Source organism: Collinsella sp. AM15-2, from assembly GCF_003471985.1.
Lineage (GTDB): Bacteria > Actinomycetota > Coriobacteriia > Coriobacteriales > Coriobacteriaceae > Collinsella.
This window is the reverse complement of record NZ_QRKO01000005.1, coordinates 70,749-95,569: the sequence shown is the minus strand read 5'-3', so window position 1 is coordinate 95,569 and position 24,821 is coordinate 70,749. Positions and strand designations below refer to the sequence as shown.

Genomic DNA, 24,821 nt, shown 5'->3' with positions numbered 1-24,821 from the left:
GCCGGGGATCTCGCTGATAATCGAGAATCTCATAGTTTGTGCCTGGGAGCGCTACTCGGCTGCGTTGTCCGCGGTGGCCTCGCTCTGGGTGATGTAGGCCGCCTCGGCAACCATGTCGTCGACATTAGCCTTGGCCTGCTCGACCATGTCCTGGTAGCCGTTCTTGATGCGCATGCCGCACGCGATACCCTGCACGCAGGCATTCTTTACCGGAGCGCTGGTGAGCAGCTTGATGCCGGCCGTACCGAGCAGAAAACCGCCACCGACAAGCAGGGTGTTAAACGTCGACTTCTTCATGTTGCTTCTCCCTTTTGCCGCATTGGACGCGGCATGGTGCCTCAGCACCCGAGTAAACAAGTTTGCTCGAGCACGCTTTTGAAATATCTCAATTTTATCTAACTATCTAGGTCAGCCATGGCTAACCTTTTGAAAATTAACGATGCGGAGTAACCGATTGTCAATGTGACAAAGGGACTGTCCCTTTGCCCCTTCTTACAACTGCCAGGTAGCTGCTTCCTTTTGCAGCGCCACCATGCGGGCGAATTCTCCACCTGCCGCCTTGAGTTGCGCCGGAGCGCCCTGCTCGGCTACCACGCCATCCTTGAGCACAACGATCTTGTCGGCATTTTCCACCGTGCGCATACGGTGGGCAATCACGATAACCGTCTTGCCTGCAAGCAGGCGGGAGAGCGCCTGCTGCACCACGGTCTCGTTCTCCACATCCAAGCTCGCCGTCGCTTCGTCCAGCAACACGATCGGCGCGTCTTTGAGCAGCGCACGGGCGATGGAGATACGCTGGCGCTCACCACCGGAGAGCTTGGAGCCGTTCTCGCCAATCATAGTGTCATATCCCTGCGGCATGCGGCTTACGAACTCGTCGCAGTTGGCGGCACGCGCGGCGGCAAGCACTTCCTCATCGGTGGCATCGCGACGGCCAAGACGAATGTTTCCCATCACCGTATCGTCAAAGAGCAGCACATCTTGGAACACAATGGCGTAGTCGCGCAGCAGCACCTCGGGGTCCACGTTCGCAACATCCACGCCACCCACGGTGACCGTGCCTTCGGTGGCGTCCCAAAAGCGCGCGGCCAGGCGGCTCACCGTGGACTTACCGGAGCCCGAAGGACCGACCAGCGCCGTGACCTCGCCCTCCTTGGCGGTAAAGCTCACGTCGGTCAAGACCTTCTCGCCGGCACGGCCGTCCTCGCCCGCACCATAGCTAAATGCCACGTGATCGAACACCACGTCATGGCCCACGGGCTCAAACTTCTCGCTGCCCCGCGCTATGGGCTCCTCCATGATGGAGCGCATGCGCTTGGCCGACGACTCGGCGGCAAACAGCTCGGTCATCAGCATCAGCGCCTGATCAAAGGGCGCATAGATGCGGCTCACCATAAGCAGGAAGGCAAACATCACCAAAAAGTCGACCTGGCCGGAGGCGACCATCGCGGCGCCCGTGACCAACGTAGTGGCAATCCCCAGGCGCAGGATGGCAAAAGCGGAATTGACCAAAAGCCCGCTAGCGAGCTCGCCTGTGGTGGTCTCGCGCTCCTCGGCGTCGATGACGGCATTGAGTCCCTCGAGATAATGGGCCTCCTGGTTGGTAGCGCGAATCTCGCGCACACAGTCGAGTGTCTCCTGGATGGCCTCGGTGACCTTGACCTTCTCGGCACGCACGCGGTCGAACACCGGGGCCATGGGGCCGCGCGTTAGATACAGCACGGCAAAGGCCACGGGCACGCTCCAGAACGCCGCTATCGCCAGCTGCCAGCAAAAGAACAGCGATGATATGAACACGATGGCGCTTGCGATGATGGCGCCCCAGAGCTCTCCCAGCACATGACTGTAAGCATGCTCCATGGTCTGAACGTCGCCCATGATGGTCTCGGTCAAATCGGCCAGATCACGACGACCAAAAAACGACAGCGGCAGTTTGCGCAAGCGCTCGGCGATCTCCATGCGCTGTTTGCCGCACTCCTCGTAAAAGATGCAGTACGTGTAATAGTACTGCTGCCAATTAGAGGCAAAGAGCAGCGCAAAAAAGATAACAAGACCACCCACAATGGGCAGCGCGCCCGGCAGATCGGCCCCGCTGGCAAGATGCTCGACAAAACCGGCCATGACCAGGAACAATAAGCCCATGCCGGCCATGGTAATGAGATTGGTGAGCGTGGTCCAGAAAATGCCGCGTTTTACGCCGGCGACGCCTTTATCGGATAGGAAATACTTCTTTTGGAATGAGGCGAACATTTAGGCCTCGCCTCCCTTCGTGACGGCGGCATCCGCGGTCGCTGCAGTGATTTTCCAGCTCGCGGCCTGTTCGTATTCAGCCCACATCTTGGCGTATAGACCCTTTTGGGACAGCAGCTCGGCATGGGTGCCGGCCTCCTGCACGCTACCTTGGTTGAGCACCACGATCTTGTCGGCCCCCACCACGGTCGAAAGCCGGTGCGCGATCATAATGACCGTGCGACCCGCCGCCAGCTTGCTAAAGGCGCGCTGGATGAGCGCCTCGTTCTCGGGGTCGGCAAACGCCGTGGCCTCATCGAGCACCACGATAGGCGCGTCTTTAAGGATCGCGCGGGCGAGTGCCACGCGCTGGACCTCGCCGCCCGAAAGATATGCTCCGCCGGGGCCGAGCATGGTATTGATGCCCTGTGGAAGCTTGGCCACGATATCGTCGCACTGGGCCGCGGAGAGGGCCGCGCGCACTTCGTCGTCAGTGGCCGTGGGCTTGGAGGCGCGCACGTTGTCGGCAAGTGTTTGTCGGAACAGCTGGTTGGTCTGAAACACGAAGGCAACCTGGTCCATAAGCTCGTGGGGATCCATGTCGCGAACGTCTACGCCGCCTACGAGCACGCGACCCGCGGAAACATCCCAAAAACGCGGGATCAGGCTTGCGCAGGTTGACTTACCGCCGCCCGAGGGACCAACCAACGCAAGGGTGCTACCTGCGGGAACGCTAAAGCTCACATGATCGACGGCAGGCGCTTCGGCACCCTCGTAGGTAAAGCTCACGTCCTCAAAGCGCACATCGCTACCAACAGGATGCTTGGGCTGGGCAGGCACGGAGAGCTGCTTGGAATCCATAACGCTTCGGATACGCGCCAGCGAATCGGCACTCATCTGAGACGCCTCGCCCACAAACATAAGCTTGGTCATGGCCGTCGGCACCACGGCCGAAAAGATCGCGTAAAACGTGAAGTTGGTCATAAAGCGTGCAAAGTCCGTCTCGCCCGGCACCAACAGCAACGCCACGGGCAAAAGGAATGCCACAAGACCATTGAGCGCGGTAAGGTTGAGCACCTGTGGACCTCGGCAGAACGTGCCCGCATAGCTTTGCGCCATGTCGGCGTATTCGGCGATCGCATCGTGGAAGGCCTTAAAGGAGTAGACCGTCTGCTGGAATACCTTGACCACGGGGATACCGCGTACGTATTCGGTGCCGGTCTTGTTCATCTTGACCAGCGCGCCCATGTAGGCCTTCATAAACTCGCCGCCCTTGCCGCCCATCATGGCGGCCATGGCGCCAAGCGAAACGACGACCGAGATAAGGCATGCCGCGCCCAAGCGCCAATCGAGGGCGAAAAGCAGCACGAGCAGACCTGCGACCATGGCGGTGGCGCCGGCGATATCGGGCAGCATGTGCGCGAGCAGTGTCTCGGTTGAGGCGGCGCATCCGTCTACGATACGGCGCAGCTCACCGGTGGCGTGCGTGTCAAAGTAGCCGAGCGGCAGCTTAAGCAGATGCTCGCTCGTAGCCTTGCGGATATTGGACGCGCAACGAAACGCGGATAGGTGTGTGCACATGAGCCCCACGAAATAAATCACGATGCTCACCAGGGCAAAACCGACGGCCCACCAACCATACATCGCGATATCGCAGGCTTCGCTCCAGTTAGGTGCCACGGCGATCAGATCGCGCGCGACAAGCCAAATGCACACGTACGGGCCAAAGCTCAGCAGCTGCGAGAGCGCCGAGAGGGCCATGCCCAAATATGTTAGGAATTTACGGTCGCCGGCATATGCAAGCAGCTCGCCGATACCGCCGCCTTCCTTTTTTGATCCCTTTGCCATGAGATTCCTTTCTAACGGCTTGAGAGTTAACCGTAATGAACTTATCATTGATGTGTTAGCCATGGCTCACAATCGAGCCAGGCGTGGACGTTTCTGCAAAGGAAAGGGACGCTTTTGCAAATACGGCGGGCAGCGACCGACATAACCGAGCTCTACGCACCGCAGTTTGAGCAGTTTGGCCTGGAGCTTACCGGCAAGGGCGCCGTCTTTACCGGCGAGGTGGCAAACGATCGGGCGCACGGACGCGCATGGATCATGCCTCTCTCCCCCGCCTGCATCGTTATGGAGCATTTCATTACCCCGATGCACGATATGTACCTGGCCGAATACACACCCGAACCGTACGCCTGCGTGAGCGAGGTCAGCGCGCCCACACTTATATGCATGCCCGAGGCTGGCATAACGCCTGCGAACCTTAAACCCTTGCATGGACCGTGGCCGAACAGCGCGGTGTGCAGCTTTATCCAAGATAGCTGCGGCGAGGAACTAAGTCCGCTGTTTGCAGGGCAGCTTTATCACTCGCGCTCGGTGCTCTTTTTGCCCGGGTATTTTGACGAGCTGGAGCATCGGTATCCCACTGAGTTCGCGGGAGTCTTTGAGGCGTTTGCCGAGTCGTGGCACGAGGAGGCGACGTCTGCCATCTGCCACACGCTGCGCCGGATTAACGAGGACCGCGCCCGCACCGTAGGCGGACACGTCTATATGCAAGGCATCGTGGAGACCATGGTCGCGGAGCTCGCCTGTTCGCGCGCGGCCCACAAGCAGGCGCGGCGGGCGGCAGACACACGCGCCAGCATAACCATTGCCGAAGAAGCAACGGCAATGATTGAGCGCGCGCTCGACAAAGGCAGACGTGTGGGTATCAACGAGGTAGCCGAGAGGCTCTACACAAGCCGCTCCAAGCTATGCGCCACCTTTAAGGCCCAAACCGGCGAGTCCCTGGGTGCCTACATTCGCAGACGCCGTATGGAGCGAGCACAGGACCTTTTGGCCGATAGCTCGCTCACGATAGCGCAGGTCGCAGAGCGTCTAGGCTACCCTCAGCAGGCCGCCTTCGCCCAAGCCTTCAAGCAACACACCGGCACCACCCCCACCACCTGGCGCTCCCAACATCAATAAAAAGACGGCAAAGGGACAGCCCCATGAGTTCCACACGCAATGTGACAAAGGGACTGTCCTTTTGTCACATTTACAAAAATGGGCGCGCCAACGGCGCGCCCATTCACTCTATTCAATTCAGCCCGTCTGACCCGAACGGCCGAGTCGTCTGGCCGGGGAAGCCCCGAGTCGCCGGGGTGTTTGCTCCAAATGAGTTCCGCATGCAAAGAAGGCCACTAAATGTGGCCTTCGTCTTGCATAGGACTGTTTGAAATTTGGAGGAAATACCCCGGCGACTCGGGGCTTCCCCGGCCTCGCAGCTACGAGAGCGACGTTCTCAGCAACTCGTTGAAGAGCTTCGGGTTGCCCTTGCCGCGGCTCGCCTTCATGCACTGGCCCACCAAAAAGCCGATGACCTTCTGGTTGCCATCACGATACTGCTGTGCCTGATCGGCACAGTTTGCCAGCACCTCGTCCACGATCGGCTGCAGCGCGCCGGCATCGCTCACCTGACGCATACCGCGCTCGTCGACGATCTTATTGGGGTCGTCGCCGGTCTGGGCCATGGCCTCAAAGACCTCGTGCGCCTGGTTGGAGCTGATGGCGTCGGTCGCCAGCAGCTTAGCCAGCGCTGCCACCTGAGCCGGCGCGATGCCGGACTCGGCGAGCGACACACCCGCTCCCTTAAGGTAGGCGATCATCTCGTTGACCAGCAGGTTTGCGACCGTCTGGGCCTCCTTGCCAGCCATACCGGCAGCGGCGGCCTCAAAGAACTCGGCAAACTCCGGGTCGCCGGCAATCTGCTCGGCGTCGGCCGTCTTAATGCCAAAGTCGGCCTCAAAACGAGCGCGCTTGGCATCGGGCAGCTCGGGGATCTCGCCACGGCAACGATCGATAAACTCGTCGTCCAGGTCGAACGGCGCCAAGTCGGGATCGGGGAACAGACGATAGTCGTCGGCCGTTTCCTTCACACGCATGACCACGGTGCGCTTGCGGCTGGGCTCCCAGTGGCGGGTCTCCTGATAGATGATTCCGCCCTCCTCGAGCACCTCGGCCTGACGGCAGATCTCGTAGGCAAGGCCGTCATGCAGGCTCTTAAACGAGTTGAGGTTCTTGAGCTCGGTCTTGGTACCCAGCTTGGTCTCGCCGCGGCGGCGCAGCGACACGTTGCCATCGCAGCGCATGGAACCCTTCTCCATGGAGCAGTCCGAAATGCCCAGCGTCACAAAGATGCGGCGGAGCTTCTCCATAAACAGGCGAGCCTCCTCGGGCGTGCGCAGGTCGGGCTCGGTGACGAGCTCGATCAGCGGCGTGCCGCAGCGGTTGTAGTCGACGAGCGACTCGGCCGCGGCGGTAATGCGGCCCTCGGCGCCGCCCACGTGAACCATCTTGGCGGCGTCCTCCTCCATGTGGATGCGCAGGATGCGGATGGGCACCGTGTAGGAACCGTCCTCGCGACGCTCGGGCATCTGCAAGTTGGACGCGTCATAGCTGGCCAGGTGGCCGGCGCGCTGGTTGCCCTCGCGCATGGTCGACGTCATGGACGTGGACAAGCCCTCGGCGTTGGCCGAGGCGCTCGCCAGGCTCTGGGCCTCGGCCTCGCCAAACGCGCATTCGGGGCGCTCGGCGGCACCGCGACCGGTCACATCAAGATCCAGGTGGCCGTACATGGCAAAGGCGACCGGACCCTGCGTGGTCTGGAAGTTCTTGGCCATATCGGGATAGAAGTAGTGCTTGCGGTAGAACATCGAGTGGCGCTGGATCTCGCAGTTGGTGGCGAGACCGGCCTTGACGATGCTCTCGATAGCGCGCTTGTTGGGCACCGGCAGGGCGCCGGGCAGGCCCAGGCACACCGGGCACACGTTGGCGTTGGGCTCGTCATCGTGGCTGAGCTTGCAGTTGCAGAACATCTTGGTATCGAGTGCGGTGAGCTCGGTGTGGATCTCCAGGCCGATCACGGCCTCCCAATCCTGCAGGACCTCGGAAAGCTCCTTCATTACAGCTCGCCTCCCTTCCCGGCAAAATCGGGCGCGACGGAAAGCGCGGGCGCTCCCGTGGCGGCATCGGCAAAGCCGCGCTCCAGGGCGCGGGCAAACGTGAGCAGCTGACGGTCCTTAAAGGCAGGCCCCACCAGCTGGGCAGAAACGGGCAGATGAGCATCCTCGCCCAGGCCCAGCGGCACCGAGATACCACCGTTGCCGCAGATGTTGAGCGAAATGGTGTACAGGTCCGAAAGGTACATCTGCGTGGGGTCGCTAATCTCGCCAAACTTAAAAGCCGTGCGCGGCGAGGCGGGCATGAGGATGGTGTCCACCTTGGCATACGCGGCGTCGTAGTCCTGCGTGATGAGCGTGCGGGCCTTTTGCGCGGCGTAGTAGTACTTGTCGTACACGCCCGAGCTCAGCAGGTAGGCGCCGAGCATCTGACGGCGCTTGGCCTCGGCGCCAAAGCCGTGGGCGCGCGACAGCGAGCTCTGGTCGGACAGGTTGGCGCAGCCCTCCTCCTGATAGCCGTAGCGAATGCCGTCGAAGCGGGCCAGGTTGGAGAACGCCTCGGCCGGGCCGATGACGTAGTAGGCGGCGATGGCGGCATCCATGTGCGGCAGGTCGACCTCGACCAGCTCGGCGCCCTGGTTCTGCAGCTCCTGGGCGGCGCGCTGAACAGCGGCCTTGACCTCGGGCGTCAGACCCTCGGCCTCCATAAACGCAGGGATAATGCCCACGCGCTTGCCCTCGATGCTGTCGTTGAGATGCTCGGTAAAGTCGACGGCGCAATCCTGGCTGGTGCAGTCGTACGGATCGTGGCCCGCGCCGGTAAGCGCGTTCATGGCCAGCGCGACGTCCTCGACCGTGCGGCCAAAGGGACCCACCTGGTCGAGCGACGAGCCAAAGGCGACCACGCCGTAACGGCTCACGGCGCCATACGTGGGCTTAAAGCCCACCACGCCGCACAGCGACGCCGGCTGGCGAATGGAGCCGCCGGTATCCGAGCCCAGCGAGAGCGCGACCTCGCCCGCGGCGACGGCGGCAGCGGAGCCGCCCGAAGAGCCGCCGGGCACGCGCTCGGTATCCCAAGGGTTGTTGGTGCGGTGGAACGCCGAGCTCTCGGTGGAGCTGCCAAAGGCAAACTCGTCCATGTTGGCCTTGCCCATGGGCAGGCAGCCGGCGTCGAGCATGCGCTGGACGCAGGTAGCGGTGTAGACGCTCTGGTAGTTCTCGAGCATGCGGGAAGCACAGGTGGTGCGCGTGCCCACGAGGTTCATGTTGTCCTTGATGGCCAGCGGCACGCCCGCGAGCGGAGGCAGAGGCTCGCCTGCGGCACGGTCGGCATCCACGCGCGCGGCGGCCTCGAGCGCAAGCTCGGGCGCCACCTGCAGGAATGCCTGGACCCCGCCCTCGCGCGCCTCGATGGCGTCAAGGGAGGCCTGGGCCACCTCGGTAGCGGTAAAGTCGCCGGCGGCAACGCCCGCGGCGATCTGGGCGGCAGTAAGGGAATCGAAGCTCTGCGCCATTACTCGCTCTCCCCCTCTCCCAAAATGGACGGCACGCGGAAGTAGCGGTCGCGCGCGCTGCCGGCGTTTTCCAGCGCGACGTCAAGCGGCAGGTCGCGCTCGGGCTCGCGCAGGTCATCGCCCATCACGTTGGACAGGCTTCCGATGGGATGGAACGTGGGCTCCACGTCGGGCAAGTCATATTGCAAGACGGGCTCGAGCATCTGGACGGCGTCGTTCAGGTAGGACGTCATCTGGGTGAGCTCGTCATCGGTCAGTGCGATCTTTGCGTACTCGGCGATGCCGCGCACATCTTTCTCGCTGAGTGCCATAGGCGCTCCCTTCCGCATAACAGTTAAACCGCTCTAGTATACAAGGCAACGCCGGCTTGGAGCAGGCGCTTTACCCAAATGCAGCGAAAACGTAACGAGGGCGGCGGTTGGCAGGCTGCGGACTGGCGGTTCTGGAGCGAAACCGCACCGTCCATAGCGAAAACCATCCCGCCCATAACGAAAACCGCGCCGTCCACAACGAAGACCATCACAACATTCGACGCTTTTCGCCAAAATCGCGATTTTCATCGAATGTTGTGATGGTTTGGAAGTCCCGACCACCACAAAGGTGCCTGCCCCCATTGTGGTGGTTCTGGAGAATGCCCTATGCTGAGGCCTTGGCCTTGCGGCGTTTGCGGACCGCGTGGATCACGATGTCCAGCAGCAACAGCACAATGGCTACGACCACGATGAGCACGGCAAACTCGCGCTTGCCCCAGTGGCGGCCGGCCAGTGATTTTTGCTTGTCGACGTCCTTCTTGTTGTACTTGGTGCGCACGCAATGCACCAGCAGGCGATGGTCGTTCACGCCGTAGGGCGTGCAGGTGACGAGCGTCACCTTGTCGGCGCCGGGCTCGATGGTCAGCGACTCCATCTCCTCGGGCAGCACCACTTCGGAGTCGACCACTTTATAAGCGAACGTCTTGTTCATGGTGTGCAGCAGCACCAGGTCGCCGGGTTCCAGCGAGTGAATATCGTCGAACATGCTCAGGTTGCGCATGCCCGAGTGCGCGGTGAGTACGCAATGCGTCGAGGCGCCGCCCACCGGCAGGCTCGTGCCCTCCAGGTGGCCGACGCCGGCCATAAGGACTTCCTCGCTCGTGCCGTGGTAGATGGGCATGCTCACGTCGATGGAGGGGATCTCGACCCAGCTCATCATGGGGTCGCGGTCAAAGATGAGCTGCTGAGCGTAGGGCTCAATCTGGTCGGCGGGGAGCTCGGTGGCCTCGCCCGCCAGCTGCTCGTTAAAGGAGCGAGCCTGGAGCAGAATGCGCTCGCGCTCCTCGGCAGATAGCGCGTCCACGGTGCTGGACACCGTGCTGATTTGGTTGAACACGCCCGAGGCCTCGAGCCGGTCCAAAATCCACGGCCAGGTCATAAGGCCCACGCCAATAAGGATGATGACGATGGTGATGAGACGGTCGGCCCAGCGCGGCAGTCGCTTGCGACGGCGCTTGGGCTTTGGTTGAGGTTTGGGCTGAGGGCTTGAGCCGCCGTTGTCCGCGGCGTTATTGCTCTTCATATGTTTGGCGCCCTGCACCATCGCCGGTCACTCCTCTACAACTCAAGTTGTCTAAACAAATAATAGCCGATTCGCGAGCTCATGCGCCGGACAACGCAGCTAGGCTGCACCGTTCGGGCCACGTAACCCCACTCAACCAATCAAGCCATATGTTGCTTTCATCGTCTCGAGCAACTGCGCCATCGTTACGCCCGCAACCCCGATCTGTTTCAGATTGACGTCGCCCACCTCGCAATCTTTAACAAACGCAAGCATATCGTCCTTCAGTTCTTCGCCCAGGTCGACACCTTCCGACTCGCCAAGCAGCTGAGCAAGCCTCAGCGCATCGCGTTTATGCTTTTTTACCTTCTTCGAATCAACGTTCTCCCCCGCTTCCCTTCTGGCTTTTAGGTCGAGATACGCCTTCGCTTTGAACGGGACAATGTATTCCGTACCCAGGACCGAAACGCCGTCTACGGTCCGAATTCCCTGAAGGAACAAGCTGTAGTAAGCATCGTCCAACAAAATTGCCGAAAGACTGCTTATGTTTTCATCAACGTGAATTGGCGCCACATCAATCCCCTCACGACCCTTTAGAAAGTCGGGGCACTTCGCGAAGAGTTCGATCATATGGGGGTAACCCGGCCTCTTAGGCTCTGTAAACCGATAAAAACATGAGCCTTTGCCTTCGCCCCAGCCGCAGCGGTAACCGCCATCACGCACCAAAGTCCATATAGCTTCTGCCGTCTGAGGCAACCGGTCATCGGCGACAATTACCACATCAAAATCGTGAGTCGCCCTGAATGAAAGCCCCGCCTCCGCGAGCAAAATGTCGCATGCCGTGCCGCCGATAAGGGCATACGATCCTTCAGCTTCTTGCATATGCTGCTGAAATTCTTGGAGACCTTCTACAGCGCTTCTTGCCATGGATATTCCTTTCCAAACATGCGATCGACTTCGAGCTGAATTCGCTCATCGTCGATTGCCGCCAAAGATAGCGCAAGCGAAATGTTGTCGACACGGGAGGAGTCGGCAAACACGGGTGCATAGCGCCACACTTGGATCATCGCCGTCTCGTTATCCGGCAACTCCCCGTCTGCGACTTCGAGATCGCTCAGTTGACGCCATGCACTTCTTAAGACGGCCTTTTGTTCCATGCCCGGCGCAGCGAGCATCGAACGCGCAGCGAGCGCCGTCTCCCCGGCGTCAACAAGATAGTCGATCTGCGGCGTCTTCCTTGCAAAAAAGACCTTCGAGACAGGCGAGGAGAGCTCTGCCATGTGCTCACTGAGCAGAAGATCAACGGCAACAGGGAACACGACGACACGTCGCTTGCGACGCTCGCGCCTCGCGAGCCCCCTGTCAACAAGCTCGGTTATGGCCTCACTCGCGCGGCTTGCCGAGATCCCAAGCGCACGACAAAGGTCGTAGGGACGATATGGCTCCTGGGCTGCTCCCCAGATTGCGGCAGCCTGCGCGTTGGGTGACATCTTGGTCGCGTGATTGCGAAACCGGACACTGCCCCTCTCCGTGCAGGCCGTGCCCATAAATGGAAGAAAAGCCTGTCTGCCGGGGCAAACAAACGGAATCCCTTGTGCGACCAATGCTTTGCGCTGACGTGCATCGGCATCAGGAAACGAAACGACAACAGGAGTCTCCGCACGCAAGGCTAGCTGACTATAGACCCTCTTAGCCTCGGGAAGCCCGACGCCAGTAGGCAAACTTGCAAGCAAAAACGAAAAACCGTTTGCGTCAACAGCGCGGACCTCAATCGCCCGCAGATGCAGCGGCAAGCATGCGGATCCAGGCCAAGTTTTGGTCTTGGCGGAAAGGCCTAGTGCTTCTTGTAAGTAGATTAGTGCTTCGTTCATTTCCATTGTTTTCGTTCGATTCCAGTTTATATTGGAATTATACATAATTTTCGGAATTAACGAGATTCCGTTCGCGCCTAAGCCCATATTTGAGTTTTCAAAATGTCCCGAATCGGCTGGGCGATTCGGGATACAATGTCTGTAGGAAACGACGCACCCCGCGTAAGTGATCGAAAGCGCGGGCGACCAGTTTCCGACGTTGTTAAATGCCCGGGCCTCTAACCCCGGGCATTCTTATTTGCGCTTGTTGCGGCGCAACTGCCTTCTACCGTCCGCACCGCGCGTGCGCCTACGGACCTTAAACCGAACCTCATACGAGTCAAGAAACGCGATGACGAACGTGCCCACCGCCGCGAGGGCGGCGAGCGCGTTAAGGAATTTCAGCATATGGTGACCTCCGATCGAGTCGTCGGCCGCCCGCGCACGGGATGCGTCGCAAGGATATTTTACTGCGAGCGTATGCACCCACAGCTGGTAAACGCGATTTTGACAAACATTTGTTCGATAGCTACAAACACTATTCCTCATCCAGCGGAGCCTGGCCGCATTGTCCGGGTTTGCCCGACGTGTTTGCGTTTTCAAAATGTCCCGGATCGGCGGGGCGATTCGGGATACAATATCAATAGAAAACGACGCACCCCGCGTAAGTGTACGAGAGCGCGGGCGGCCTAGTTTTCTGGTTTTGTTAAATGCCCGGGCCTCTAACCCCGGGCATTCTTATTTGCGCTTGTTGCGGCGCAAATGCCTTCTACCGTCCGCATCGCGCGTGCGCCTACGGACCTTAAACCGAACTTCATACGAGTCAAGAAACGCGATGACGAACGTGCCCGCATCGGACGATGAAGGCTGGCTGTGTTATCCCAAAAAAAACGGGGCAGACTCCAGTGCGGAGTCTGCCCCGAAAAGAGAATGGCAAAGCAAGGACGTAGATGGACGAGAAAAGTGTCCGCAAGTCTCATGGCCATCACATCCCACCTGCCAAAGGGATGGGTGAGCGAGCGTTACTCCTGCTCGGACTCCTCAGCCTGTTTACGGCTGCGGATGAGGTGCGCCACGCCGATGCACAGCACCGCGCCACCAGCGATCCAAGTGAAGGTCACGCCGTTAAGGCCGGTGAGCGGGAGGTTGGAGCCCTTCTGGTCGACGATGATGAAGCTCAGCTTACCGGTAGAAGTGACAGCAGAATCAGCCTTTACAACACCATCAGCAGCAGTGACGTGGGCAGAATTCTTGTCAGGGATCACTTCGGAGCCATCCTGCTTAAGCGTGCCGCGGGCAATAGTGAACTTGACGCCATTGGAGGCAGAGTTATTGTAACCAGGCGCCGGAGTTACCTCTTTAAGGATATAGGTGCCCTCATCAAGACCGACAACGTTGATCATGCCCTTATCGTTGGTAGTTAGTATTGCGGCATCTGTATCTGTCGTCGTGGTACCGTCGGCCTTGATAAATTCGTTGGAGCCTTCCTCCTTCAGCGTGAACTGAACGCCCTGGAGTTTCTTGAGATTGCCGGTCTCATCCTTGTCGCTACCGACCTTGGTAACATCGATACCATAAGTGTAGTCATAGGCCGGATGGTCAACCGTGGTACCGGTGTCGCTGGTGTTGTACGGGTTGTTGGAATAGGTCAACTTGACATTGTTCACCTGGGCCTTGCCGAGCATATCCGCGTTAATCTTGCCAGCAACAAGTTTTGCCTCATAGTTCACATAGACTGTCGAACTACCGTCAACGGTGATAGGATTGCCAGCCTTATCCTTTGCTCCTTTGAGGTTTTCGAAGGAAACAGTGAGCGTATTCGTGCTTTCCCCCGGGACATAGGTCGCACTGTAGTAAGCGGGATCTACGACTGAATCGTTAATCTTGACCTCAACGACCGGTTTATTTCCATCAAGATTCGGCACCATCGTGGAGGGAAGATTGTCGGTGAAAGCGTAGCTGTACTTGACGTATGTGTTAATGTTGCTAGCCACAGTGCCGGCAAGCTGATATTTAACAAGCTGTCCAGCAGCGGAGTCGGCGGCCTTGTTGGCTGCGGTGAAAACATTCTTGCTATCGTCCGTAACAAACTTGCCGTTCTTGTCATCCTTTACGGCCTTGGTCACGTTGGGGACGTCCTTCTTGGGGGTCACGTTAACGTCAGAGCCACCGACGATGGTGAAAATCGGCGAGGTATACGCATCAGTATTGCCATTAGCACCGCTGGTCGTACTGGGCGTATCGGTCACGAAAAGCCAGTAGCCATGATCAAGATCCTTAAAGCTACCTTTGGTGGAATCGCTTGGCTTTGTCCACGTGAGGTTCTTGTCCCCTTCCAAGGCCTTGGCAATCAAGTCAAGAGTTGTGCCAGTATCAACCGCCGTAGTCTCTCCAGAATTAGGGCCCTGAGTCGTGCTGATGAACTCCGCCCACGTCTGGGCGTCAGCATCTACGCCAGGTGCTCCAGTAACGTCTTTGAGCGCAGTCGTAACGAGGGTTTTCACATTACCCGGAGCCCACTGAATATCGGAAAGAGTCTTAGCGGCCGAGCCATCCCAGCTCCCATCGCCCTTCTGATCCTGCGTGACCTTCGCGGTGAAGATCTGAATGCCCTTGAATGTCGTGCGCCGGTGTATGTTTCGTCGGTGATAGCCACCTTACCCTTCTCCGTGGCCACCGTCGGCGTACCCGCCGCAAACGCCATCGTGACCGGGGCCATGACGCCGCCGAAGCTCAACGCCGCTGTGAGGCCTGCGGTTACTGCCAGGCGTACGATGTTCTTGCTCATGCTCATCTTCTTTTCCTCTGCTTTCTGCTTGAAGTCCATTTGATCTAAATCTGTCTGTCTGTGTCTTAGCATCTGCTTCGCTACGTCTCGCCCCGCTCTCTGTGGGGCTGCCAGCTACTCTTTATGGCTGCCACCTCCCCGCTTGACCAGGAGCGCGACCACGATGAGCGTGGCTCCGGCGACCGCTGCGGCGGCCGCGGCGTACATTGCCATATCGCCAGTCGAGGGCATAAAGCCTCCGGTGGTAATGCTAGGGGGTGTGCCGGTGGGCGCGTTGATGAGCGACGCCTCCAGGCTGCCCGTCGACCCGTCCGCGCTGTCGGCGCGCAGGGGCGACTCGGCCGTGATGGTGAGCTTGGGCTTGGCGGCGGCCACCTGGTCGACGTCCAGGCCCTCGGCTTTGACCGTCACGGATCGCGTGCCCTCGAAGGCGGTGTAGCCCTTGGGCGCCTTGAGCTCGCGGACCTCCAGCTTGCCCGAGTCCACGCCCGAGACGGTCACGCGGCCGTCCTCGCCCGTGGTGACGGTGGCCTTGCCTTGCGCATCCCACGTGCCGTCGGCCGCCAGCGTGCGACCGCGGTCGTCGGCGATGCTCAGGACCGCCCCGGACAGCGGCTTGTCGCCGTCGCTGCCGCGCTTGGTGAGCGCGAGATCCCAGGTGTAGGCGCACGCGTCGTCGCTCGGCGTGCGGGTGAAGCCGGCGTCGCCGGACTGGTCGGCAAAGGGAGAACGCGGGTAGCGCAGGTAGACCTCGTTGGGGTTGCCCTTCGCGATGCCGTGGTTGCATGCGCTGTTGAGCGGCGCATTGTACACGGCGACCACGCGGGCGCCCGCGGTGAAGGCGTCGGCCCCGCCGAGCGTGGCGATCAGGTCGCCGGTGCGCACGGTGAAGGTTCCGTCCGCGGCCACCTTGGTGGCGCACTGGGCCGTGATGTCGGTCCAGTCCTTCGCGGGCTCGGTGCCGGCGCGCCCGTCCTTGTCGGCCGAGACGGCGTCGAAGCCGCCGTCCGTGCCCGCCGCCACGTACACGCGCATGCTCGCGGCCACCTTGGAGGGGTCGAGCCCCGCGCTCATGGTGTCGACGAACTGCACCGTATAGGTGTCGTAGGCGGTAAGACCCGCCGGGACCGTGGCCGAGAGGCGCCAGTACAGGTCGTCGGCGACCGTGGCGTCGGCGGCCTTCCGCCAGGCGGCGGTGCTGTCCTCCAGCACATGCTTTTGGACCTTGGGGGTCGCCGCCTTGGGCTTGACGGTGACGGCGTTGCCGCCGACCAGGGCTATGATCGGCGCGGTGCCGGCCTCGCCTTGGGCGATGGCGTCGTCCTTAGCGACGATGAGCCAGTAGCCGCAGGGCAGCTCGGCCGTCGTTCCCGCGTTAAGGGCCACGGGCTCGGCGCCAGAGCTCTGGAGGGAACGAGCGAGCTGTGCGCTCAGCGCGCTCGTAAGGTGGGAATCGGTGTTGAGCCACTCGGCAGCTTCCTGCGCGGTGGTCTGGGAATTGGGCATGCCGGCGCTATGCAGCACAGGCAGCGCGGCGTCGCGCACGGCGTCGCTTGCCCAGGCAAGATCGGTGGCGATCTTGGCGTCGCTGTCGCCGTCGACGACGTTGGCGCTAAAGATCTGGTAGGCGTCGTAGCTGCTCGCCACGGTGCCGCTCACCGTGATGGAACCGGTCGAGGTCGGCGCGGCCTGCGCGGAAGCGGGGAACACAACCGCGCAGGCGCCGATCAAGAGGGCAAGCAGCGCAAACAAGATCGGGAAGGAGCAAACTTTCTTATTCACGACGCTCACCTCCCTTCGCATTCGCCTTCCGACGAATGTGCATCCAGGCCGCAGCAGCGCAAAGCACCGCCGCGCCGGCAAGGTACGTCAGAGTGACGCCCGACATACCAGAAAGGGGCAAAGAGGTGGAGTAGGTGTTGGTGAAGGTGGGGTTGAAGGTCGGAGTCGCGCTCTCATGACCGCTGGCGTCGACCTCGTAGTAGGTCGGCGTGCATTCCAGCGTGCCGTCACCCTTGTCCTTTGCCGTCACCACGACCTTGAAAGTCTTGGTGTCGTTCTTGTAGCCTTCGTGTTTGGTGCCATCGTTCTTGTCGGCGTCGCATTCACGGATGTAGTAGGTGAACTGCGCCTGCCGATTATTATCGAGCTCATTAACGCCTAGTGGGCCGATTTGTACCGATCCGAAATCTACTATCTGAAGGTTTTTCGACCCAGCAGTAGTATATTTATATATGGGCTTAAAAGATTTCTCCGTGTTGTCCGAATTCTTGGTATTGTTGTCCGAATTCTTGGTATACAGCTCGAACTTAAATTTCTTCATCTCACCGCCGTCGACCTTCTTGGTCACCTTGGGTGTCCAAGTGCCTGAGGTCTGGTAGGGCGCAAGTTCGTTCGTAAACGCAGGGTTGGAGTCGTTGCCGATCGTTACGGTCGAGATTGTATTGTCTTTCGGATCTACACTCCAGTTATAGAACTCAAGAGATTTACACTCGGTGAAGCCCGTTTCGCCTTCCCTTTTAACGGATACTGTGGAAGCGCTCTTATCAACTTCATAACGATTAATATTGATCCCCAAGAGGTTGGTCGTATTAACTGGTGTCGTACCAACCTTTATATGTATTTTGTAAATGGCCTTATCAAAGGTCGTGCCTTCCTCATTGATAGGGACTTCAACAAGGTAGAGGTCGTAATTGCCCGACTGGTAGTTCGCAGCCGTATCAATGACGATCTCTCCACTTTCATTAACGGTAACCTCGGACGTCGCCTCGCATCCGTTTGCGTTAAATGAGCCGTCCGTATTCCAATACGGCTCCCCAGCTGAATCGGCGGCTTTACCCAACAGCTTGAACTTATAGCCGTGGCCCGTGAGGCCTTGCGGTTTGCCGTCCTTCATGAGGACCTTGTTAGCCTTGACCTTGATTGCAGGATACACGTCCAGGGAAGTAACCTCACCAACGATGAGGTCGCCGTTGGTCATGATGCCGCCACCGTGGGTGTAGGAGTAGTTGCCACTGATGATGGTCGTAGCATCTCTCTGCGCATCACGTTTAGCCGTATCGGAGGGATGAGCCTCAAGACCAAACATGTACTTGGCCTCGGCACCGCCATTAGGATCGATGGTGATTTTCTGGCGATCGCAGGTGCCCTTCCAGCCAGCTGAGCCGCCGCCGAGCATCTTGCCGAGCACAACTGCAACCGTCTTATTGCTGTCATCCTTGCGCACGAGGAAGAAATCCTTGTGGCCGGCTTCTTTGAAGTCTTTGGTAATGTAGTTAGTGTTGCTGTCCTCGTTCTTGCCATTACCACCGGCAGACATGTGATTACTTAAACCATTATCCGTATTGTTGTAGATTGCGGCACCATTTGAGTGCGAAACAATTGTCTCGCCCGTAGGGCAGGCACCGATGCCACCACCCCAGCCGCCGGCCTCATTATCAGTAATCAGCGTCCTTACGATGTTAAGCTTGCCGTCCTTTTGGACAAAGACGCCACCGCCGCCCCAATCGCCGCCACGGCTCTCACCCGTCATGGTCTTGTTGTTGGTGATGTAAATCTTGTTGGACGTGCTCGGCTCAGCCTTAATATCGCCGGTAGTACCGGTGGAAATACGGAGACCACCGCCCTCGGCGTTTTCAGATTCGTTGCCGGCAATCGTGCCGCCAGTCATTTTAAACGTAATCGCCTGGTTCCAGAAACCAGCGTAGATTCCGCCACCGGCCTCTTTGGAGTAATTGGCAGTAACGGATCCACCCGTCATGGTTAACGTCCCTCTGTGCGTGCATGCAATTCCGCCGCCGCCAAGCAGACCGAAGTTGTAAAGATTGGAATCAGCAATCCAAGCGTCAACTCGATTGTTGGTAATATTGGCAGATCCGCCGATGGTGACGTTCGCGCCCTTGGTATAAACACCACCACCGTATCCGCCGTCTCCGGTGTCACCGCCGCAGCTGCTGCCGCCGATGCCCTTAGCGTACGTAGCATTACCTGAGATGACACCGCCGGAGAGATCCAACGTGACACCGCTGTCGGCAAAAATGCCACCACCGGAAGCAGCCTTATTCGCTGCAATCACGCCGCCAGTCATATTGAGTGAACCCTTTGCCATGCACAGGCCACCGCCCCAGCCGCCGCCGCTACCGTTGGTGACGTAACCGCCCGCGATTTTGACCGTACCCTCGGAATAAATCACATGACCGCCGTTACTCAGGTTGGCAGCCGTGGTAATCATGCCGCCCTTGAGATCGAGCGTGCCGCCCGCTTCAACGTTGACCACATACTTTACGGAACCGCGGTCCGATGCCGCAACGATAGCGCCAAAGCCCGTAACGTCATGCCTGTACGTAGTCTCGGTGGTGCAAAGTCCATCTGTATTGGGCGTGCTCTTAGTCTCATAGTAAGTAAGACTCTTAGGAGTGCCGTTATTAGAGCTAGACTCGTCTCCTTTTTCCCGTGTCATAATCGCAGGCTGACCCGCCGGCGCATTGTCGACCGGAGTCTCTTCGTCTTTTGTGCTATCTGAGCCCTCGATAATGTTCTCGATGGTGAGCGTGGCTCCGTTTTCGACCACAAAGAAGGAGTCTAAGCCGCCGGAGCGGTTGTAGAGCATGTTTCCCGCAAGATTAATGGTGGTGTCTTTTTTTATGTCAATCTGCTGACTCGAATAGACAGAACCCGTCAGTCGGAACTTGCCGCCATTGGTAAATGCCCTAGCAACATCGTTGCTTACCTCGGTATAGCCATCGGCATTGACGGTGGCGGGAGCGTTCGCGTTTTCATCGTTATTCTCATCATCCGCAAGCTGTGCGTCGGAAGGCTGCGTGTCACCCTCGACCTCCGTGTCGTCGGACGGCAGGCCTGCGGCAGCGGCGTCTTCGCTCGCGTCATTCCCGGCATCGTCACTATTCTGGTTTTCGGTATCCCCGTTGTTGGTGTTTTCTACATCAGTAGACTCAGTTGAGGAATCAGCCGCCGCCACAGTTTCCTCGGCTGCACCCGCCTCGGCATCGTTGGCAATGGCCTGCGAGATCGGGGGCATGACGAGCGACAGTACCAGGCTCAACACGGAGGCTCCGCACAAAACGCCTGCCAGTACACGGCGCGTCGCTTTATTACTCTGCTTAGATTTGCCCGAATTCGCTTTCATCGATGTCTCCTCCCCAAGAGACCGCGATCTTGCTCTTTCACCATCAAACGTATCTGCGCAATCTGTAATTGCGCTCGTTTAGTAATGCAATTATAACGATTGTTTAAACATCTGAGCAACAAAACCGACATTTTTGTGGCGAGTTCTCAATTCTCTTGACATTTGCTCAGATTTACCTTCGTTTATTCGCTATCTATTTTTTGTTTCTGCTGGTAATTTAGTTGCGTATTATTTTTTAATGGCATTAGTTTTATTTGCACAACATTTTGCTCAAGAGCGAGCATCCTGTGAACGGTCGAAAATCGACCGTGAGCGGGGGTCATTAACCGGGATGAATATCCTACCAAATTGATGAGAATATCTAAAAACCCATCGGTGGTTAGAAGCATGATGTTCAGACAACCATATTTGAATTTTCACACAGATTTTAGGTATCAATTCGACCAAATCGCCTGAGGCCACCGCAAAGGCGCCTGCCCCCTTTGCGGTGGCTCTCCCCCGGCGCTACAGCAGATGCTCCTCGATAAAGATCGCGATGCCGTCTTCGTCGTTGCTGGCGGTTACAAAATCGGCGGCGGCGCGGGTGGCGTCGCTGCCGTTTGCCATGGCCACGCCCACGCCGGCGTCAGCCACCATGCAGGTGTCGTTATCGGCATCGCCAAACACGCAAATGTTCGTAAGCTCCATGTCGTTGAGCTCTGCCACGCGTACAAGGCCGCGCGTCTTGGACACGCGCGGATCCATGAACTCGTAGAGCCGCTGCGTGGTTTGCAGAGCCGCCGCCTTAACAGTGTTATCGGCAAACGTCGACGCCCGCTCAATCACCCGCGGCATTACCTCGGGCGCCATGGTAAACATCACCTTGGGCTGCGGCTCGCGCAAGAACTCGGCAAAATCGACCACCTGGTAGGGCACGCCGTCGACGCGTGACAGGTGCTCGACGCACGCGTTGCTCTCGGGCACGTAGAACACGCCGTCTCGGGGGCAGACGGGTGTTGCCGGAAGGTCCGCCATGTGCTTGCAGATGCGCGCGATGGTCTCGCCCGGCAGCGGATAGCTCAGCTCGTTGATGTCGTGCGCGCGGTCGATGACCTCGGCGCCACCGCAGCCCACGAGCACGTCCACCAGGCCTTCGATGCCCCAGAGCTCGTACATGGCCTCGGTCGCATGGGCGTCGCGCCCGGTGCACAGGCCAAAGAGCACGCCACGCTCGCGCAGGGCGCGGATCGCCGCCACGGTGCGCGGGGACACCGTGTGCTGGCTCGTGAGCAGCGTACCGTCGATATCGCAGAACACGGCTTTGATGTGGCTGAAGGTGGCGTCCATGGGGGCCTTTCTGAGTTGTGCGGCGGTGTGGGGTGTATTCGCAAACGGCGTACATGGTATACCAAGGCACAGGCGCGGCCCGTCAAAGCAAAAACCACCACAAAGGTGCCTGGCCCCCTTTGTGGGGGAAGTGGCGTTTGTGGGCCAAACCATCACAACATTCGATGTTTTTCGGCAAAATCGCGATTTTCATCGAATGTTGTGATGGTCTTTACTGCCTTGCGGCACGATCAAAATGCCGGCGCCCAAACAGCAGCAACGCCGCGGGGACTGCCGTCACGACCATGCCTGCTCCGATGAGCGTCTGCTGCACGCCAAACGTCGCCGCCAGCCACGGAGCAATCGCCAGCGGGGCCACGCCAGCGAACATATTGCCAAAGCCCATGACCGAATTGACGCGACCAAGCTGCTCGAGCGGCGCCGTCGTCTGCACGATGGTGTTGTGGAGCGGGTTGACGACACCCCAAGCTATGCCCAGGGCGACCTGACCGACAAGGGCCACACCCACGTACGGCGTCCCCACATAGAGCAGGCTTCCCAGGCCCACGGACATAAGTGCCACGAGCAGCGTTTTTAGGTTGACCAAGTGCGGCGGCAAGCGGAGCGCGAGCACGGCACCCAGTACCGCGCCCACGCCCGAGGCCGACGAGAGCCAGCCCATCCACTCAACGCCGACGCGTAGGACATCGCGATAGAAAAACGACTCGAGCGGATCGAAGGCTCCGTAGCCAAAGTTCGAAAGAAAAATGATGCAGAAAAGTAGCGCGAGGACACTGTTGGTGAAGACTGTCTTGATGCTGGCTGCGAAGGTGGCGCGGGTGGATGTGCTGGGGTTGGAGCTTTGTCCCGCACGCTCCCCTTCCTCCGCCGAATCGGCATCCGCATCCCCGGCGACATGGCTGGTCTGCGGCCTAAAGCCCCAACCGGCGATGAGCGCCAGCACGGTAAAGAGCATCATGAGAACAAACACCGCGCGCGACGACGCAGCAGCCGCGACAAAGCCACCCAGCGTGGGGCCAACGATGATACTCACGTTTGAAAACATGGCGATGGCGGAGTTGATGTCTTTGAGCTCGACAGGATCGTCGGTGAGGTAGGCCGGATAGGACGTGGCGATGGGCTGGGCGAATCCCATCACAAAGCCCAGAAACACCGCGCCGAGCAGGACGACGCCGGTCGCGCTACCAAAGGCGATGATTGCCGTGCCAGTTGCAAGAGCGCCGATGATGCTCAGCAAGAAATGGCGGCGCGGACCCCAGGCGTCGAGCGCAGCGCCACCCGCAAAGGATCCCAGGATCACGAAAACGTTCATAAACAGAACGGCCAGCGATGTCGCCACGACTGAGGCATCGTCTGCATAGGTGAGCGTTCCGATGACGCCGATAAAATAACTGGTCTGAAACCCGGTGTAGATGAGAAAGCGCATCGCCACCAGCCGCTTGGCCTGCACGGACAGCGATGATTGAGGCTTTGAGAAAAGAGATGCGAGCATGGAGACTCCTTGTTTCATACGAATACGGGCGGTGGGCATTCGCCACCGTCTGTCAAATCAATCTATCCGCATGAAACATTAAGGACGCATCAGGACCCTTCTCTCCGTTTTTCGCCCGTCATGAACTACTTGGTAGATTGTAAGGCATGTCCCACACATCTACCAAAGCAAAAACCACCACAAAGGTGCCTGGCCCCTTTGTGGTGGTTGCGACGTTTACGCTGGTTGAGACTTGGCTAGGCCAGGTCGGCGCCGTTGGTGGCGATGACCTTCTTGTACCAGAAGAAGCTGTCCTTGCGGCTGCGGGCGAGCGTGCCGTTGCCGTCGTTGTCCTTGTCGACGTAGATGAAGCCGTAGCGCTTCTTCATCTCGCCGGTCGAGGCGCTCACCAAATCGATGCAGCCCCACATGGTGTAGCCCATCAGGTCCACGCCGTCCTCGATGGCAATCTCCATCTGCTTGATATGCTCGCGCAGGTAATCGATGCGGTAGCCGTCATGAATCGCACCGTCCGCCTCGACCTCGTCCACCGCGCCCAGGCCGTTCTCGACGATCATCAGCGGCACCTGGTAGCGGTCGTAGACCTCCTCCAGGTAGTAACGCAGGCCCTCGGGGTCGATCGCCCAACCCCAATCGCTCTTCTTGAGGTACTCGTTGCCGGCGCCACCAAAGATGTTGCCCTGCTCCAGCAGCACCGGGTCAGCCGTGGCCGTGGCGCTCATGTAGTAGCTAAAGCTGTAGAAGTCGACCTTGCCGGCGGCCAGCGTGGCGGCGTCCTCGGGCGAAACCTCCACGTGCACGCCTTCGCGGCGCCACACGCTGGGCGCCCACGAGGGATACGCACCGCGCACCTGCACGTCGCCGCAGTAGAAGTTCATCTCGCGCTGCTGCTTTTGTGCGGCCAGAACGTCTGCCGGATTGCACGTGTGCGGGTAGCAGGCGTTGCCGGCGATCATGCAGCCGATCTTGTTCTGGGGATCGATCTGATGGCCCATGGTGACGCACTTGGCGCTCGCCAGGAACTGATGGTGCAGGGCATCGAAGCGCGCCTGCGGGTCGTCCCAGTCGCAGTCGCCAAAGGCCATGGGCGTGTCGGTTGCCTCGGGCACCATGCCGCCGCCCATCACGCCGCCAAAACCGCCCATGAGCAGGCAATTGATCTCGTTAAAGGTGAGCCAGTAGCGCACCAGCCCCTTGTACTCGGTCATGACGGTGCGGGCGTAGTTGAGATAGAAATCGATGAGCTTGGGGTTCTTCCAGCCGCCGTAGTTTTTGGACAGGCCATAGGGCAGCTCATAGTGGCTGAGGGTGACCATGGGCTCGATGCCCTGCTCCTGACAGGCCTGGAACACGCGGCGGTAGAACTCGATGCCGGCCTGGTTGGGCTCGGCCTCGTCGCCGTTGGGGAAGATACGGCTCCAGTTGATGGACATGCGGTAGCACTTAAAGCCCATCTCGCCAAAAAGCTTGATGTCGTCGAGGTAGTGATGGTACATATCCACGGCCTCGTGGCTGGGATAGTGGTACTGGGGCAGGATGCCGTCGGTGATGTGACGCGGCTCGGAGACCGTGCCGCCGGTCATGATGTCGGGAACGCCGAGGCCCTTGCCGTCCTCGTTGTATCCGCCTTCGCACTGATTGGCGGCAGTGGCGCCGCCCCACAGAAATCCATCGGGAAAAGCCATGTTGGCTCCTTTCGTACGTGTTGGGATGTTGCGTGGACGCCGAAGCGGCGTCCACAAGGTAATTTGCGTCCCGATCGGGGTTCGCGTTGAGCCGGCCGCCACGAAACCGGCCTATCTACTACATTTTACCGCGAATCACCGACCACACCGCAATTGTCAATAATAAAACCGCAGGTAGAAGGCTTGACGGTTTTGGGAAAACCGTCGCGTGGTTGGCCCCTACCACTTAAACGTAGTAGATAGACCGGTTTCGTGGCGAGGCATGTTGCGGGACGCGCGCGGACCGGCCGATCGAAACTATGCCGGCTTAAGATA

At 59.3% G+C, this 24,821-nt stretch carries 18 protein-coding genes; 1 reads left to right on the top strand and 17 read right to left on the bottom strand.

Annotation, left to right across the window (positions count from 1 at the left end):
• Positions 1-51: 51 nt before the first annotated feature.
• From DW171_RS03785 to DW171_RS03775, 3 genes are all read right to left on the bottom strand, one after another.
• Complete coding sequence (locus DW171_RS03785; protein WP_118238409.1) at positions 52-297, bottom strand: DUF6110 family protein; 246 nt, start codon at positions 295-297, stop codon at positions 52-54.
• Between the two features lie 195 nt (positions 298-492).
• Complete coding sequence (locus tag DW171_RS03780; protein WP_118238410.1) at positions 493-2,250, bottom strand: ABC transporter ATP-binding protein; 1,758 nt, start codon at positions 2,248-2,250, stop codon at positions 493-495.
• The gene (locus DW171_RS03775; RefSeq protein ID WP_199569963.1) at positions 2,251-4,077 is read right to left on the bottom strand and encodes an ABC transporter ATP-binding protein; all 1,827 of its coding nucleotides are present in this window, start codon (positions 4,075-4,077) and stop codon (positions 2,251-2,253) included.
• Positions 4,078-4,191: 114 nt separating this feature from the next.
• Between DW171_RS03775 and DW171_RS03770 the strand changes: the two genes are divergently transcribed.
• Positions 4,192-5,196 (top strand): AraC family transcriptional regulator, encoded by a 1,005-nt coding sequence (locus tag DW171_RS03770; protein WP_118270464.1) that lies wholly within the window; start codon positions 4,192-4,194, stop codon positions 5,194-5,196.
• A gap of 299 nt (positions 5,197-5,495) precedes the next feature.
• Here DW171_RS03770 and gatB read toward each other — a convergent pair whose 3' ends face one another.
• The 14 genes from gatB to DW171_RS03705 form a co-directional block, all read right to left on the bottom strand.
• Positions 5,496-7,172 carry an Asp-tRNA(Asn)/Glu-tRNA(Gln) amidotransferase subunit GatB gene (gatB, locus tag DW171_RS03765; protein ID WP_118270463.1) on the bottom strand — a complete coding sequence of 559 codons (1,677 nt, stop codon included), beginning with the start codon at positions 7,170-7,172 and terminating at the stop codon, positions 5,496-5,498.
• Positions 7,172-8,686 (bottom strand): Asp-tRNA(Asn)/Glu-tRNA(Gln) amidotransferase subunit GatA, encoded by a 1,515-nt coding sequence (gatA, locus tag DW171_RS03760; protein ID WP_118270462.1) that lies wholly within the window; start codon positions 8,684-8,686, stop codon positions 7,172-7,174. The genes gatB and gatA overlap by 1 nt, the downstream gene beginning before the upstream one ends.
• Complete coding sequence (gatC, locus tag DW171_RS03755) at positions 8,686-8,997, bottom strand: Asp-tRNA(Asn)/Glu-tRNA(Gln) amidotransferase subunit GatC (RefSeq protein ID WP_055287082.1); 312 nt, start codon at positions 8,995-8,997, stop codon at positions 8,686-8,688. The genes gatA and gatC overlap by 1 nt, the downstream gene beginning before the upstream one ends.
• A gap of 325 nt (positions 8,998-9,322) precedes the next feature.
• The gene (locus tag DW171_RS03745) at positions 9,323-10,240 is read right to left on the bottom strand and encodes a class C sortase (protein WP_158571006.1); all 918 of its coding nucleotides are present in this window, start codon (positions 10,238-10,240) and stop codon (positions 9,323-9,325) included.
• 132 nt (positions 10,241-10,372) lie between these two features.
• The gene (locus DW171_RS03740) at positions 10,373-11,146 is read right to left on the bottom strand and encodes a hypothetical protein (protein ID WP_118270459.1); all 774 of its coding nucleotides are present in this window, start codon (positions 11,144-11,146) and stop codon (positions 10,373-10,375) included.
• The gene (locus DW171_RS03735) at positions 11,128-12,090 is read right to left on the bottom strand and encodes a MarR family transcriptional regulator (RefSeq protein WP_147357335.1); all 963 of its coding nucleotides are present in this window, start codon (positions 12,088-12,090) and stop codon (positions 11,128-11,130) included. The genes DW171_RS03740 and DW171_RS03735 overlap by 19 nt, the downstream gene beginning before the upstream one ends.
• 234 nt (positions 12,091-12,324) lie before the next feature.
• Entirely contained in the window at positions 12,325-12,477 is a 153-nt protein-coding gene (locus tag DW171_RS10220; protein ID WP_199586825.1) for a hypothetical protein, read from the bottom strand.
• Between the two features lie 614 nt (positions 12,478-13,091).
• Entirely contained in the window at positions 13,092-14,408 is a 1,317-nt protein-coding gene (locus tag DW171_RS03730; protein ID WP_199586823.1) for a SpaA isopeptide-forming pilin-related protein, read from the bottom strand.
• 161 nt (positions 14,409-14,569) lie between these two features.
• Entirely contained in the window at positions 14,570-14,857 is a 288-nt protein-coding gene (locus DW171_RS10135) for a hypothetical protein (RefSeq protein ID WP_158571004.1), read from the bottom strand.
• A gap of 114 nt (positions 14,858-14,971) precedes the next feature.
• Positions 14,972-16,639 carry a SpaA isopeptide-forming pilin-related protein gene (locus DW171_RS03725; protein WP_158571003.1) on the bottom strand — a complete coding sequence of 556 codons (1,668 nt, stop codon included), beginning with the start codon at positions 16,637-16,639 and terminating at the stop codon, positions 14,972-14,974.
• Entirely contained in the window at positions 16,632-20,003 is a 3,372-nt protein-coding gene (locus DW171_RS03720; protein ID WP_118270455.1) for a Spy0128 family protein, read from the bottom strand. Before DW171_RS03720 ends, DW171_RS03725 begins: the two co-directional genes overlap by 8 nt.
• A gap of 504 nt (positions 20,004-20,507) precedes the next feature.
• Positions 20,508-21,329, bottom strand: a complete 822-nt coding sequence (locus DW171_RS03715; protein WP_118270454.1) for an HAD family hydrolase — start codon at positions 21,327-21,329, stop codon at positions 20,508-20,510.
• Between the two features lie 211 nt (positions 21,330-21,540).
• Positions 21,541-22,821: an MFS transporter gene (locus tag DW171_RS03710; protein WP_158571002.1), complete on the bottom strand. Its 1,281-nt coding sequence runs from the start codon at positions 22,819-22,821 to the stop codon at positions 21,541-21,543.
• A gap of 236 nt (positions 22,822-23,057) precedes the next feature.
• On the bottom strand, positions 23,058-24,506 hold the full coding sequence (locus DW171_RS03705) for a glycoside hydrolase family 1 protein (RefSeq protein ID WP_117563637.1): 1,449 nt from the start codon (positions 24,504-24,506) through the stop codon (positions 23,058-23,060).
• Positions 24,507-24,821: the final 315 nt, after the last annotated feature.

Coding starts and splice junctions, on each gene's coding strand:
- DW171_RS10135 (WP_158571004.1), bottom strand. CDS start 14,857: ATGAGCAAGAACATCGTACGCCTGGCAGTAACCGCAGGCCTCACAGCG.
- DW171_RS03735 (WP_147357335.1), bottom strand. CDS start 12,090: ATGAACGAAGCACTAATCTACTTACAAGAAGCACTAGGCCTTTCCGCC.
- DW171_RS03780 (WP_118238410.1), bottom strand. CDS start 2,250: ATGTTCGCCTCATTCCAAAAGAAGTATTTCCTATCCGATAAAGGCGTC.
- DW171_RS03715 (WP_118270454.1), bottom strand. CDS start 21,329: ATGGACGCCACCTTCAGCCACATCAAAGCCGTGTTCTGCGATATCGAC.
- DW171_RS03710 (WP_158571002.1), bottom strand. CDS start 22,821: ATGCTCGCATCTCTTTTCTCAAAGCCTCAATCATCGCTGTCCGTGCAG.
- gatA (WP_118270462.1), bottom strand. CDS start 8,686: ATGGCGCAGAGCTTCGATTCCCTTACTGCCGCCCAGATCGCCGCGGGC.
- DW171_RS03705 (WP_117563637.1), bottom strand. CDS start 24,506: ATGGCTTTTCCCGATGGATTTCTGTGGGGCGGCGCCACTGCCGCCAAT.
- DW171_RS03740 (WP_118270459.1), bottom strand. CDS start 11,146: ATGGCAAGAAGCGCTGTAGAAGGTCTCCAAGAATTTCAGCAGCATATG.
- gatB (WP_118270463.1), bottom strand. CDS start 7,172: ATGAAGGAGCTTTCCGAGGTCCTGCAGGATTGGGAGGCCGTGATCGGC.
- gatC (WP_055287082.1), bottom strand. CDS start 8,997: ATGGCACTCAGCGAGAAAGATGTGCGCGGCATCGCCGAGTACGCAAAG.
- DW171_RS03745 (WP_158571006.1), bottom strand. CDS start 10,240: ATGAAGAGCAATAACGCCGCGGACAACGGCGGCTCAAGCCCTCAGCCC.
- DW171_RS03785 (WP_118238409.1), bottom strand. CDS start 297: ATGAAGAAGTCGACGTTTAACACCCTGCTTGTCGGTGGCGGTTTTCTG.
- DW171_RS03775 (WP_199569963.1), bottom strand. CDS start 4,077: ATGGCAAAGGGATCAAAAAAGGAAGGCGGCGGTATCGGCGAGCTGCTT.
- DW171_RS03720 (WP_118270455.1), bottom strand. CDS start 20,003: ATGAAAGCGAATTCGGGCAAATCTAAGCAGAGTAATAAAGCGACGCGC.
- DW171_RS10220 (WP_199586825.1), bottom strand. CDS start 12,477: ATGCTGAAATTCCTTAACGCGCTCGCCGCCCTCGCGGCGGTGGGCACG.